This is a genomic window from Burkholderia sp. Bp9015 (assembly GCF_003853505.1).
GTDB lineage: Bacteria > Pseudomonadota > Gammaproteobacteria > Burkholderiales > Burkholderiaceae > Burkholderia.
Window position 1 is genome coordinate 174,073 of sequence record NZ_QTPZ01000013.1, and the last position, 12,224, is coordinate 186,296.

Consider the following 12,224-nt stretch of genomic DNA (forward strand, 5'->3'; position numbering starts at 1 on the left):
ATTCGGTTACAAAACCCGGCTGCACCTGCCTCGAACCGCCGCGCCGCGGCCCTAAAATGTGCGTGCACGACAGCCGGCCCGGACTAGCGTCCCGGCCGCCATTCATATGATGTTTGACGGCCCGACGCACGCGTCCGGCCCCGATCCGCCCGATGTTTCCAGCAACCATGCCGCGCCCGTCCGCTCCCCTCGCTCCGGTTTGTCCGTCCGTTTGCCGCCGTGCCGCGGCAGCCGGCGGCAACGCGCACCCGCGCCGCGCGCCCGGAGCGCCGCGATGAGCACGCCGCTCGGCATCGTACGCGGCGCCGGCGCGGTCGCCGCGGTGGCGGCGTACCAGATCGGCGCGCACTACGCGGCCGCGACGCCCGGCGCGCACGGCTTCGGCCTCGCGATGGCGCTCGTGCCGCCGCTGCTGCTCGCGCTCGGCGCGGCACTGCGCTCGCCGCGGCGCGCCTGGCTCGTGCCGGCGTGGCTGCTGGCCGCCGTCGCGCTGTGGGCCGTGCGCATCCCGCTCGCGCGCCATTTCGAATGGGGCCTGTATCTGGAGCACGCGAGCTTCAACCTCGCGATGGCGCTGCTGTTCGGCCGCACCCTCGCGGCCGGCCAGGTGCCGCTGTGCACGCGCTTCGCGACGCTGATCCACGGCACGATCACGCCGGCCGTCGCGCGCTACACGCGGCACATCACGCTCGCATGGACGCTGTTCTTCGTCGCGATCGCCGCCGTGTCGACGCTGCTGTTCGCGACCGCGCCGATCGTCGCGTGGTCGACATTCGCGAATTACCTGTCGCTGCCGCTCGTCGCCGTGATGTTCGCCGCCGAGCATGCGTGCCGGCGCTTCGCGCTGCCGCACGACGCGCGGCCGCGGATGGTCGACGCGGTGCGCGCGTACCGCGCGTCGACGCAGCCGTCACGATGAATTCATGGCCGTCGCGGCGCCGCATCGCGGCCGCGCCGGTGACCGCCTTTCGCTTTGACCGATTTATGCCGACTCACCCGCTGGTATTCCATTCCTCGCCGGACCAGACGATCGCCTGGCGCGACGGCACGCCCGTCACCGTCCGCACGTTCGTCGCCGATGTCGCGCGCGTGGCCGCCGCACTGCCCGCCGGCCGCCACGTGTTCAACGTGTGCCGCGACCGCTACCGCTTCGCGGTCAGCCTGTGCGCGGCGCTCGTCACCGGCAGGATCAGCCTGCTGCCGTCGACGCACACGCCCGAGATGGTGCGCCAGCTCGCGTCGTTCGCACCCGACGCGTTCTGCCTGCACGACGCGCCGGACTGCACGATCGACCTGCCGCGCTTCGCGTATCCGGACGCCGCACCCGGCGAACTCCCCGACGACGCACCGTGCGTGGTGCCGCAGATCGACGCGTCGCGGATCATGGCGTACGTGTTCACGTCCGGCTCGACCGGCGCGCCGGTGCCGCACCGCAAGACCTGGGGCTTCCTGGTCGGCTGCGTGCGCGCGGCGGCCGAGCGCCTCGGCCTGCTCGACGGCCGCGCGGCCACGCTGATCGGCACCGTGCCCGCGCAGCACATGTACGGCTTCGAATCGACGGTGCTGCTCGCGCTGATCGGCGGCCTCGCGTTCAGCAACCGTCAGCCGTTCTACCCGGTCGACATTCGCGACGAACTCGCCGCGATCCCGCAGCCGCGCGTGCTCGTCACGTCGCCGATCCACCTGCGCGCGCTGCTGTCGGCCGGCCATGCGCTGCCGCCGGCCGCGCTCGTGCTGTCGGCCACCGCGCCGCTGTCGGAAAAACTCGCGTACGAAGCCGAGGCCGCGCTCGAGGCGCCGCTCGTCGAAATCTACGGCAGCACCGAAACCGGCCAGATCGCGACGCGCCGCACGTCGCAGGGCGCCGCGTGGCAACCGTTCCCGGACATCCGGCTCGACGCGCGCGCGGCGCACGACGCGTCGGACCACGATGCCGCGGGCGACGACAGCGGCCCGACCGTGTGGGTGTCGGGCGGACACGTCGAAACCCCGGTGCCGATGGGCGATGCGCTCGAGCTGCTCGGCGACGGCCGGTTCCTGCTGCACGGCCGCAAGGCGGACCTCGTCAACATCGCCGGCAAGCGCACGTCGCTCGCCTACCTGAACCATCAGCTGAACGCGATTGCCGACGTCGTCGACGGCGTGTTCTTCATGCCGGACGACATCGCGCCGGCCGACGCCGATGCGACCCGCGAACCGGTCACGCGCCTCGTCGCGCTCGTGGTCGCGCCGACGCTCGCCGCGGCCGACCTGCAGCGCGCGCTGCGCGAACGGATCGATCCGGCGTTCATGCCGCGCCCGCTCGTGTTCGTCGACGCATTGCCGCGCAACGAAACGGGCAAGCTGCCGCGCGACGTGGTCGCCGCGCTCGTCGCACGGCACACGCGCGCCGCCGGGGCCGACGTGCGCGAGCGCGCCGCGACGGCCGCGCCCGATGCGCCGCTCGCGTTCACGATTCCCGCCGATCATCCGGCGCTGCCCGGTCATTTCCCCGGTCGTCCGATCGTGCCGGCCGTCGTGCTGCTCGATCACGCGATCGCCGCACTCGGCGCATCGCTGAATCGCCCGCTCGATACGTGGCGGCTGGCTTCCGCGAAATTCCTGAGCCCGGTCGCGCCCGGCGAGGCGCTCGATCTCGCGTTCGATGCAGCGGCCGGCGGCGCGATCCGCTTCACGCTGCGCGCGGGTGCGCGCGACGTCGCGACCGGCGTGCTGTCCGCGCCGCCGGCCGCGCAGGACGGCGCGCAGCGATGAAGCGCACCGCATGGGCCGAGCGCCAGGAACGCAGCAACGCCGGGTTGCTGCGCGTGATGACCTGGATCTCGCTGCGTTTCGGCCGTCGGCCATCGCGCATCGTGCTGCATGCCGTCGCGACTTATTTCGTGCTGTTCTCGCCGGTCGCGTGCGCCGCGTCGCGCGACTACCTGCGCCGCGTGCTCGGCCGTCCCGCGCGCTGGCGCGACGTGTACCGGCACGTGTTCACGTTCGCGGCGACGATCCACGACCGCATCTACCTGATGAACGGCCGCTTCGACCTGTTCGACATCCGGCTGCACGGCGAAACACGGGTCGACGCCGCGCTCGCCGGCGGGCGCGGCGCATTCCTGATGGGCGCGCACCTCGGCAGCTTCGAAGTCGTGCGCGCGATCGGCCGCACGCGCCCGGACCTGCGCGTCGTCGTCACGATGTTCGAAGAGAACGCGCGCAAGATCAATGCGACGCTCGCCGCCGTCAACCCGGCCGCGAAGCCGGAAGTGATTCCGCTCGGGCAGGTCGACTCGATGCTGAAGGTGCGCGAACGCCTCGACGCGAACTGCATGGTCGGGATGCTCGCCGACCGCACGCTGCTCGACGACGCGACCGCGTCGCTGCGGTGGCTGCCGCTGCTCGGCGCGCCGGCGGCATTCCCGCTCGGGCCGCTGTACATGGCCGCGATGCTGCGGCGTCCGGTGCTGTTCATGACGGGCCTCTATCGCGACGGCAATCGCTACGATGTGCACTTCGAGACGCTCGCCGATTTTTCCGACGTGCGCCGCGACACGCGCGCGGCGGCCGTCGACGCGGCGCTCGCGCGCTACGTCATGCTGCTCGACCAGTACTGTCGCGCGGCGCCGTACAACTGGTTCAACTATTTCGATTTCTGGCAGACCGGCACGGCCGCCGCGCGCCGCGACGCGGCGCACGCGTGCGCCGGCCTGTCCGCCACGAGGGATTCCGACGCATGACCGCCGTTCGCCGCTTTCCGCCGATGTTGCTACCGATGCTCCCGCTGCCGCACCCGCGCGCGCTGCGCCGCGCCGCACGCAGGTTCGCCGTCACGGCCGCCGTCGCGCTCGCCCTGCCCGCGCACGCGGCCGACACCGGTTCGGCATGGACCCTCGACCGGCTGATGTCGACACTCGCGCAGCACAAGTCGGGGCGCGCGACGTTCACCGAGACGAAGACGCTGTCGATCACCACGCAGCCGCTCGAATCGTCGGGCGAGCTCGTGTTCGTCGCACCCGACCATCTCGAGAAGCACACGCTGAACCCGAAGCCCGAACATCTCGTGGTCGACGGCGACATGCTCACCGTCGAGCGCAACAACCGCAAGTACACGCTCGCGCTCGCGCGCTATCCGGAGCTCGGCGCGTTCATCGACAGCATCCGCGCGACGCTCGCCGGCAACCGCTATGCGCTCGAGCAGGTCTACAAGGTCGCGCTCGCCGGTCGCGGCGACGACTGGACGCTGACGCTCACGCCGCTCGACTCGCGGATGCTGAAGGTCGTCAGCACGATCACGCTCGAAGGCTCGCGCGACGTGTTGCGCAGCGTCGCGATCCGGCAGGCCGACGGCGACCGTTCGACGATGCGCCTGCAACCCGTCCCGGCGAACTGATGGACGATCGCACCCGGCCGCCCGCCCCCGTCACGCACCGCCTGCCCGCGTGGCGGCAACGCGCGGTGCTCGTGTGGCTGCTCGCGCTCGTCGCATGCGGGATCGCGATCGCCCGCGCGAACTTCACGGCCGACCTGTCCGCGTTCCTGCCGCGCGCACCGAGCGCGGGGCAGCGCGTGCTCGTCGATCAACTGCGCGACGGCATCGTGTCGCGGCTGATCCTCGTCGCGATCGACGGCGGCGATGCGGCCACGCGTGCCGCGCTGTCGCGGCGCGTCGCCGGCACGCTGCGCGCCGACCGGCAATTCTCCTCGATCAACAACGGCGAAGCCGTCGACGACACACACGACCGGCAGTTCGTGTTCGACCATCGCTACCTGCTGAGCCCGGCCGTCGCGCCGCAGCGCTTCAGCGCGGACGGCCTGCACCAGGCGCTCGGCGACAGCCTCGACCTGTTGAGTTCGTCGGCGGGGCTCGTCGCGAAGGCACTGCTGCCGCGCGACCCGACCGGCGAAGTGACGGCGCTCGTCAATCAGCTCGACAGCGGCGCGCAGCCCGCCAGCCGCGACGGCGTATGGGCGTCGCGCGACGGCACGCGCGCGGTGCTCGTCGTGCAGACGGCCGCGCCCGGCTCCGACACCGATGCGCAGGCACGCGCGATCGACGCGGTGCGCCGCGCGTTCTCCGCCGCGACGCAGGCGCTGCCGAACCCGGCCGCGTACACGCTCGCGATGACCGGCCCAGGCGTGTTCTCGGTCGACACGCGCGACACGATCCGGCACGACGTCGAGCGGCTGTCGACGGCGAGCGTCGTGCTGATCGTCGCGCTGCTGCTGACGCTGTACCGCTCGCCGCGCACGCTCGCGCTGGGGCTGCTGCCGGTGCTGACGGGCATCGCCGCCGGCATCGCGGCGGTCGGCATCGCGTTCGGCACGGTCCACGGGCTGACGCTCGGCTTCGGCACGACGCTGATCGGCGAAGCCGTCGACTATTCGATCTACCTGTTCGTGCAATCGGCGCAGGCCGGCTCGCGCGGCACCGCACGGCCCGCCGACGCGACGCGGGCATGGATCGCCGCTTATTGGCCGACGATCCGGCTCGGCGTGCTGACGTCCGTGTGCGGCTTCGCGTCGATGCTGTTCTCCGGTTTTCCGGGCCTCGTGCAGCTCGGGCTCTACTCGATCGCCGGGCTGACGGCCGCCGCGCTCGTCACGCGCTTCGTGCTGCCGCACCTGCGCGGCGAGCACGTCGCAATTCGCGACGTGTCGCGCGTCGGCGCGGTGCTCGCGCGCGCGGCCGCTGCCGCGCCGCGGCTGCGCTGGCCGCTCGCCGCGCTCGTGCTCGCCGCGTGCGCGACGCTCATGCTGCATCGCGACGGCCTGTGGAGCCGCGAGCTTGCGGCACTGAGCCCCGTGCCCGCTGGCGCGCAGGCACTCGACGCACGCCTGCGCGCCGATCTCGGCGCGCCGGACGTGCGCTATCTCGTCGTGATTTCCGCGCCGACCGAACAGGCCGCGCTCGAACGCGCGGAACGGGTCGCCGCGCAATTGCAGCCGCTCGTCGAGCGCGGCGCGCTCGCGGGCTTCGAAAGTCCCGCGCGCTACCTGCCGAGCGACGCCGCGCAGCGCGCGCGCCAGGCGAGCCTGCCGGACGCCGACACGCTTGCCGCACGCATGCGCGCGGCCGTCGCGAACCAGCCGATCCCGGTCAGGCCCGAGCTGTTCGCTCCGTTCATCGCCGATGTCGAGGCCGCACGCCACGCGCCGCTGCTCACGCGCGCGGACCTGCGCGGCACGTCGATGGCGCTCGCCGTCGACGCGCTGCTGACCGAGCGCGCGGGCCGCTGGCGCGCGATGCTGCCGCTGCGCGCGCCGGACGTCGCACGCACCGGTCCGGCGGCTCCGGCGCTCGATGCCGCGCCGATTCGCGCGGCCGTCGCGCGCGCCGGCGTGCCCGACGCGCTGTTCGTCGACATGAAGGCCGAGGCCGACCGCCTGTACGTGAACTACGTGCACGAGGACATCCGGCTGTCGCTCGCGGGTTTCGCGGCGATCGCCGTGCTGCTGCTGATCGCGCTGCGCTCGCCGCGCCGCGTCGTACGCGCGCTCGCGCCGCTGGTCGCGGCCGTGCTGGTGGTGACGGCCGGCTTCGCGCTCGCCGGCGTGCCGCTGACGATCCTGCACCTCGTCGGGATGCTGCTGATCGTCGCGGTCGGCTCGAACTATGCGCTGTTCTTCTGCAAGCGCGACGACGCGCAACCGGTCACGCCGCACACGCTCGTGTCGCTGCTGATCGCGAACCTCGCGACGGTCGCCGGCTTCGGCCTGCTCGCGCTGTCGCGGGTGCCGCTGCTCGAAACCTTCGGGCTGACCGTCGGCCCCGGTGCGATGCTCGCGCTCGCGTTCGCCGCGATTCTCGCGCCGCGCGCGGCGGCGGTGGCCGCTGGCAGCCCTCATCGTGAGCCGACAGGAGGTCGCGCATGAACGCGCCGTCGTCCGTTCCGCCTCGCCAGCCCGGCGATGCGCGCCGCTGGAAACCGACGCCGCTGATCGCGGGCACGGCCGCGCTGCACGCGGGCGCGCTCGCGGCCGTCGTCGCGCAACCGGCCGCATGGCCGTGGGCCGCCGGTGGCGTGGTCGCGTCGCATCTCGCACTGACCGCCGCCGGCCTGTGGCCGCGCAGCGCGCTGCTCGGGCCGAATTGGACGCGCCTGCCGGCCGGCGCCGGCCGCCGGATCGCGCTGACGATCGACGACGGCCCGGACCCCGACGTCACGCCGCGCGTGCTCGACCTGCTCGATCGCCACGACGCGCGCGCGACGTTCTTCTGCATCGGCGATCTCGCGCGCCGCCATCCGCAGTGGATCGAAGCGATCGTCGCGCGCGGCCACGCGGTCGAGAACCACAGCCAGCGGCACCGGCATACGTTCTCGCTGTCGGGGCCCGCCGCGCTGCGCCGTGAAATCGCGGCCGCGCAGCAGACGCTGACCGAGATCGCCGGCACGCGCCCGCGCTTCTTCCGCGCGCCGGCCGGCCTGCGCAATCCGTTTCTCGAGCCGGTGCTGTGCGAGTTCGGCCTGCAGCTCGCCAGCTGGACGCGCCGTGGCTTCGACACCCGCGCGCGCGATGCGGATACCGTCACGCACCGCCTGCTGAACGGCCTGGCTGCGCGCGACATCCTGCTCGTGCACGACGGCCACGCGGCGCGCGACGCGCGTGGCGAACCAGTGGTGCTCGACGTGCTGCCCGCGCTGCTGCACGCGGCCGCCGATGCGCAGTTGCACTGGACCACGCTGCGCGCCGCGCTCGCGCCCGAACCGTCCGATCCGCCCGCCGGGCCGGGCATCCCAGCCGCCCCGTTTGATAAAATCTGACCACGCCCGGCGCGCCCGCCAGCCCCGCTGCGGCGCCCGTTCCGGCCACCGGATACGACCCTCGTGAAACCTCTCCTGCTCTCGCACTTCACCGCCACCAGCTGCATCGGCCGCGGCCTCGACGCGACCGTCGACGCGCTGCGCCACGCACGCGGCGGGCTCACGCCGTGCGACTTCGAACGCGCCGATCTCGACACCTGGATCGGCGCCGTGGACGGCGTCGATGCGCAGCCCGTGCGCGCGGATCTCGCCGACTTCGACTGCCGCAACAACCGCCTCGCGCAACTCTGCCTCGTCCAGGACGGCTTCGACGCGCGCGTCGCGGCGGCCGTGGCGCGCCACGGCGCCGCGCGCGTCGGCGTGTTCGTCGGCACGAGCACGTCCGGCATCCTCGAGACCGAGCGCGCGTACGAGCAGCGCGATCCGGCCAGCGGAGCCCTGCCCGCCGGATTCCGCTACACGCACACGCACAACCCGTATTCGCCGGCTGCGTTCGTGCGCGCGTATTTCGCGCTGCGCGGGCCGGCGATGGCGATCTCGTCGGCGTGCTCGTCCGGCGCGAAGGTGTTCGGCTCCGCGCGCCGGATGATCGAAGCGGGGCTGATCGATGCGGCCGTCGTCGGCGGCGTCGATTCGCTGTGCCTGACGACGCTGTACGGCTTCAATTCGCTCGAACTGCTGTCGCGCCGGCCGTGCCGCCCGTTCGACGTCGCGCGCGACGGCATCTCGATCGGCGAAGCGGCTGCGTTCGCGCTGCTCGAACGCGTGCCCGACGCGCCCGCCACGCTCGACGGCGACGCGATCCTGCTGCTCGGCATCGGCGAATCGAGCGATGCGCATCACATGTCGTCGCCGCATCCGGAAGGGCTCGGCGCGCGCATCGCGATCGAACAGGCGCTCGCGTCGGCCGGCCTCGCTGCAAGCGACATCGACTACGTGAACCTGCACGGCACCGCGACGCCCAGCAACGATGCCGCCGAAAGCCGCGCGGTGGGCGCGCTGCTCGCGCGCACGCCGTGCAGTTCGACGAAGGGCGCGACCGGTCACACGCTCGGGGCGGCCGGCGCCCTCGAAGCGGTCGTCGCCGCGCTGGCGCTGCGCGAACAGTTCGTGCCGGCCGGCGTCAACACGACGCAACCCGACCCGGCGCTGGCCGCCGACTACGTGCTCGCGAGCCGCGATGCGCGCGTGCGTGCGGTCCTGTCGAATTCGTTCGGCTTCGGCGGCACGAACTGCAGCCTGATCCTCGGCCGCGCCGGGCATGCGAGCCGCCGGGAGCCGACATGACCGTCACCGCCTTCATCGAAAGTGTCGGCCTCGTCGGGCCGGGACTGAACGACTGGCCGCACGCGGCCGACGTGCTCGCGGGCCGCGCGGCCTATGCGAGCGCGCGCACCGTGCTGCCGCCGCCTGCCGGCCTGCCGCCGGCGGAACGCCGCCGCACCGGCCCCGTCGTGCGCGTCGCGCTCGCGGTCGGCCTCGAAGCGGCAGCCGCGAGCGGGCGCGATGCGGCCACGCTCGCGACCGTGTTCAGCGCGTCCGGCGGCGACGGCCAGAACTGCCACGCGATCTGCGAGACCCTCGCCGGCGACGATCGCCACCTGTCGCCCACGCGCTTTCACAACTCGGTGCACAACGCGCCGGCCGGCTACTGGAGCATCGCGACCCGCGCGATGGCGACGTCGAACGTGCTGTGCGCGCACGACGGCAGCTTCGCCGCGGGCCTGCTCGAAAGCGTGTGCCAGGTCATGGTCGATCGCGTGCCGAGCCTGCTGATCGCCTACGACACCGACTATCCGGAGCCGCTGCACGCGGTGCGGCCGATCGTCGACGCATTCGGCGTCGCGCTCGTGCTCGCGCCCGACGCGAGCGAACGCACGCTCGCGCGCATCGACGTGCGGCTCACCGACGCGCCGGCGACGACGCTCGCGAACCCCGAACTCGACGCGCTGCGCACCGGCAATCCGGCCGCGCGCGCGCTGCCGCTGCTCGACGCGCTCGCGGCGCGGCGCGCGGCGAGCGTCGTGCTCGACTATCTGGAAGATACGCGCGTGCAGGTCGATATCGCACTGCCGAATGCCGCGGCGGGGCACGCGCGATGACGACGCCCGTTTCGACGCCGATGCCTGCGCCGGCACCGGCCACGCTCGATCGCGCATGGATCGCCGTGCACATTCCGCACGACGGCGCGATGTGCTTGCTCGATCGGGTCGAATCGTGGGACGCCGCGCGCATCCGCTGCAGCGCGACGAGCCACCGCGCCCCGCACAACCCGCTGCGCTCGCGCGGCCGGCTCGCGTCGGTCTGCGGGATCGAATATGCGGCACAGGCGATGGCCGTGCACGGCGCGCTGCTCGGTGCGCAGCAGGCGCAGGCGGAACCCGCGCGGCCGCGCGCCGGCTATCTCGCGAGCGTGCGCAACGTCGACGCGTTCGTCGACCGGCTCGACACGTTCGAGCTGCCGCTGATCGTCGACGCCGAACGCATCGGCGGCGACGACCGCTCCGTGCTGTACGGCTTCACGCTGCGCTGCGGCGAGCGCGTGTTGCTCGGCGGCCGCGCCGCGGTGATGCTCGATGCATCGGCAACCGGCGTGCGCGTTGCGCCGCCCGCGGGCCGCGCGGACCCTAGATGAACCAGCCCCAAGGAAACCAGGCCGTGAAAGCACGTCAGTTCATTTGCACCGCGTTCGTTCTCGCGCTGATCAGCCCGATCGCGCACGCGGACATGTCGGAAGTGAAGCAGGACATCAAGCGCGATTCGAAGGAAGCCGCGCACAAGACCGGCGAGGCCGCGCGCAGTTTCGGCCACGCGACCGCGAGCGCCGCGAAGACGGTCGGCCACGGCATCGCGCACGCGTCGCGCGAAGGCTGGGATGCCACCAAGCGCACGACGAAGCGGATCTTCCACAAGAACGATTCAGGCGAAGGCGCGCGAAAGAGCGATTGAGTGCGAACGTCCCGCGCACCGCAGACGGATGCGCGGGACGCGGCACGACGCGTGAACGCGGCGGTGCCGCACCGCCGCCGTCAGCGCGCGCCGCCGCGCGTGCGACGCGCCGGCCCGCGCGCGAAGCACTTGCCGTACGCGACCAGCCAGCAATCGCGATGATCGAAGTTGCGCAGCAACCGCGCGCGGCGCCGCTCGAGCCAGTGAAGCGCGATCGCCATCGTCAGCGCGACGGCCAGTGCCGAGCCGCCGATCGCGAGTCCCATCCAGGTGTCACCCATGCCTCCTCCGGAATGCGAGGCCGGTGCGGCGTGCGTGCCGTGACGCGGTAGCCGGCACGCGGGCGCACCCGGCCCGCCGCATGCGCGGCGAACCTGCGTCCGTGTTCCGTCACCGCGCGCGTGCGCGCCGCCCCGGCGCTGGATACAGCGGGAGCACGGCCCGGACGCGCGCGCGAACGCCGCCCGGGCCGCCGCGCGTCAATGCATGTGCTGGCCGCCGTTGATCGCGATGTTGGAGCCCGTCACGAAACCGGCCTCTTCCGAGCACAGATAGGCGACCAGCGCCGCGACTTCCTCGGGTTTCCCGAGCCGTCCCGCCGGAATCTGCGGAAGGATCTTGGTATCGAGGATGTCCTGCGGGATCGCCGTCACCATCTTCGTCGCGAGGTAGCCCGGCGACACCGTATTCACCGTCACGCCCTTGCGCGCGGTCTCGAGCGCGAGCGATTTCGTGAAACCGTGCATGCCGGCCTTCGCGGCCGCGTAGTTGGTCTGGCCGACCGAGCCCTTCGAGCCGTTGACCGACGCGATGTTGACGATGCGTCCCCAGCCGCGCTCGACCATGCCGTCGCAGACCGGCTTCGTCATGTTGAACACGGAATCGAGGTTGGTGCGGATCACCGCATCCCAGTTGACCTTGTCGAGCTTGCGCAGCGTCATGTCGCGCGTGATGCCCGCGTTGTTCACCAGGATGTCGACCGGGCCGACGTCCCGGACGATTTTCTCGACGCATTGCTGGCACGAATCGTAATCGGCCACGTCCACCGGATACGCGTGGAATTCGCGACCGGCCGCGTGCATCTCGGTCAGCCAGCGATCGGCGCCGGTGTTGTTCGGCGAATACGTGACGACGACCTGGCAGCCCGCATCGTTCAACCGGATGCTGATCGCTTCGCCGAGACCACCCATCCCACCCGTCACAACTGCAATTCGCTTAGTCATCCTATGAGTTACCGACAAGAAAAGTAGTCAAAGGTGCGGGGCGACGGCATGGCACATGCTGCCGCCCCGCCGCTGCGATGCGCTGGCGCCCGCAGGGCGGACGTGGCGCGCACCGGAACATCACGCTTGTTGTTGGCAGCTTGTTGTGCGCGAAGTTTGCTGCATGTGTGTGCGGCGCTGGCCGGCGCCGCATGCGTGCACTATCGTCAGACTCTGCTCAACCGCGCTCGACCGCGAGCGCGACGCCCATCCCGCCGCCGATGCACAGCGACGCCAGCCCGCGCTTCGCATCGCGCTTGGC

13 protein-coding genes are annotated in these 12,224 nt (G+C 72.3%); 11 read left to right on the plus strand and 2 right to left on the minus strand.

Going from position 1 to position 12,224, the window contains the following annotated elements:
• Positions 1–274 precede the first annotated feature (274 nt).
• The 10 genes from DIE12_RS16505 (at position 275) to DIE12_RS16550 (ending at position 10,700) form a co-directional block, all read left to right on the plus strand.
• Positions 275–919, plus strand: a complete 645-nt coding sequence (locus DIE12_RS16505) for a hypothetical protein (protein WP_124521015.1) — start codon at positions 275–277, stop codon at positions 917–919.
• Positions 920–984: 65 nt separating this feature from the next.
• The gene (locus DIE12_RS16510; RefSeq protein ID WP_124521014.1) at positions 985–2,754 is read left to right on the plus strand and encodes an AMP-binding protein; all 1,770 of its coding nucleotides are present in this window, start codon (positions 985–987) and stop codon (positions 2,752–2,754) included.
• Complete coding sequence (locus DIE12_RS16515) at positions 2,751–3,725, plus strand: acyl-CoA synthetase (protein WP_124488580.1); 975 nt, start codon at positions 2,751–2,753, stop codon at positions 3,723–3,725. The genes DIE12_RS16510 and DIE12_RS16515 overlap by 4 nt, the downstream gene beginning before the upstream one ends.
• Positions 3,722–4,378, plus strand: coding sequence for an outer membrane lipoprotein carrier protein LolA (locus tag DIE12_RS16520; RefSeq protein WP_124488579.1), 657 nt, complete (start codon positions 3,722–3,724; stop codon positions 4,376–4,378). The genes DIE12_RS16515 and DIE12_RS16520 overlap by 4 nt, the downstream gene beginning before the upstream one ends.
• A complete protein-coding gene (locus tag DIE12_RS16525; RefSeq protein WP_124521013.1) occupies positions 4,378–6,861 on the plus strand; it encodes an MMPL family transporter in 2,484 nt (827 codons plus the stop codon). Before DIE12_RS16520 ends, DIE12_RS16525 begins: the two co-directional genes overlap by 1 nt.
• A complete protein-coding gene (locus DIE12_RS16530) occupies positions 6,858–7,751 on the plus strand; it encodes a polysaccharide deacetylase family protein (protein WP_124488577.1) in 894 nt (297 codons plus the stop codon). Before DIE12_RS16525 ends, DIE12_RS16530 begins: the two co-directional genes overlap by 4 nt.
• Positions 7,752–7,814: 63 nt before the next feature.
• Positions 7,815–9,038: a beta-ketoacyl-[acyl-carrier-protein] synthase family protein gene (locus DIE12_RS16535; protein WP_124488576.1), complete on the plus strand. Its 1,224-nt coding sequence runs from the start codon at positions 7,815–7,817 to the stop codon at positions 9,036–9,038.
• Complete coding sequence (locus DIE12_RS16540) at positions 9,035–9,853, plus strand: beta-ketoacyl synthase chain length factor (protein WP_124521012.1); 819 nt, start codon at positions 9,035–9,037, stop codon at positions 9,851–9,853. The genes DIE12_RS16535 and DIE12_RS16540 overlap by 4 nt, the downstream gene beginning before the upstream one ends.
• Positions 9,850–10,386, plus strand: coding sequence for a hotdog family protein (locus tag DIE12_RS16545; protein WP_124521011.1), 537 nt, complete (start codon positions 9,850–9,852; stop codon positions 10,384–10,386). Before DIE12_RS16540 ends, DIE12_RS16545 begins: the two co-directional genes overlap by 4 nt.
• Entirely contained in the window at positions 10,383–10,700 is a 318-nt protein-coding gene (locus tag DIE12_RS16550) for a hypothetical protein (protein ID WP_124488573.1), read from the plus strand. The genes DIE12_RS16545 and DIE12_RS16550 overlap by 4 nt, the downstream gene beginning before the upstream one ends.
• Positions 10,701–10,780: 80 nt before the next feature.
• On the opposite strand, the gene DIE12_RS16555 is transcribed toward DIE12_RS16550, so the two are convergent.
• A complete protein-coding gene (locus DIE12_RS16555; protein WP_044847444.1) occupies positions 10,781–10,981 on the minus strand; it encodes a hypothetical protein in 201 nt (66 codons plus the stop codon).
• Between the two features lie 198 nt (positions 10,982–11,179).
• Entirely contained in the window at positions 11,180–11,923 is a 744-nt protein-coding gene (gene phbB / locus DIE12_RS16560) for an acetoacetyl-CoA reductase (protein WP_124488572.1), read from the minus strand.
• A 55-nt stretch (positions 11,924–11,978) separates the two neighbouring features.
• Between phbB and DIE12_RS38640 the strand changes: the two genes are divergently transcribed.
• Positions 11,979–12,224: hypothetical protein (locus DIE12_RS38640; RefSeq protein WP_260426898.1), on the plus strand; the 246-nt coding region annotated here is incomplete at its 3' end.

Excerpts from the sequence above, each read along its gene's own strand:
- DIE12_RS16540 (WP_124521012.1), top strand. The coding sequence starts at position 9,035 with ATGACCGTCACCGCCTTCATCGAAAGTGTCGGCCTCGTCGGGCCGGGA.
- DIE12_RS16505 (WP_124521015.1), top strand. The coding sequence starts at position 275 with ATGAGCACGCCGCTCGGCATCGTACGCGGCGCCGGCGCGGTCGCCGCG.
- phbB (WP_124488572.1), bottom strand. The coding sequence starts at position 11,923 with ATGACTAAGCGAATTGCAGTTGTGACGGGTGGGATGGGTGGTCTCGGC.
- DIE12_RS16530 (WP_124488577.1), top strand. The coding sequence starts at position 6,858 with ATGAACGCGCCGTCGTCCGTTCCGCCTCGCCAGCCCGGCGATGCGCGC.
- DIE12_RS16550 (WP_124488573.1), top strand. The coding sequence starts at position 10,383 with ATGAACCAGCCCCAAGGAAACCAGGCCGTGAAAGCACGTCAGTTCATT.
- DIE12_RS16545 (WP_124521011.1), top strand. The coding sequence starts at position 9,850 with ATGACGACGCCCGTTTCGACGCCGATGCCTGCGCCGGCACCGGCCACG.
- DIE12_RS16520 (WP_124488579.1), top strand. The coding sequence starts at position 3,722 with ATGACCGCCGTTCGCCGCTTTCCGCCGATGTTGCTACCGATGCTCCCG.
- DIE12_RS16555 (WP_044847444.1), bottom strand. The coding sequence starts at position 10,981 with ATGGGTGACACCTGGATGGGACTCGCGATCGGCGGCTCGGCACTGGCC.
- DIE12_RS16525 (WP_124521013.1), top strand. The coding sequence starts at position 4,378 with ATGGACGATCGCACCCGGCCGCCCGCCCCCGTCACGCACCGCCTGCCC.
- DIE12_RS16515 (WP_124488580.1), top strand. The coding sequence starts at position 2,751 with ATGAAGCGCACCGCATGGGCCGAGCGCCAGGAACGCAGCAACGCCGGG.
- DIE12_RS16510 (WP_124521014.1), top strand. The coding sequence starts at position 985 with ATGCCGACTCACCCGCTGGTATTCCATTCCTCGCCGGACCAGACGATC.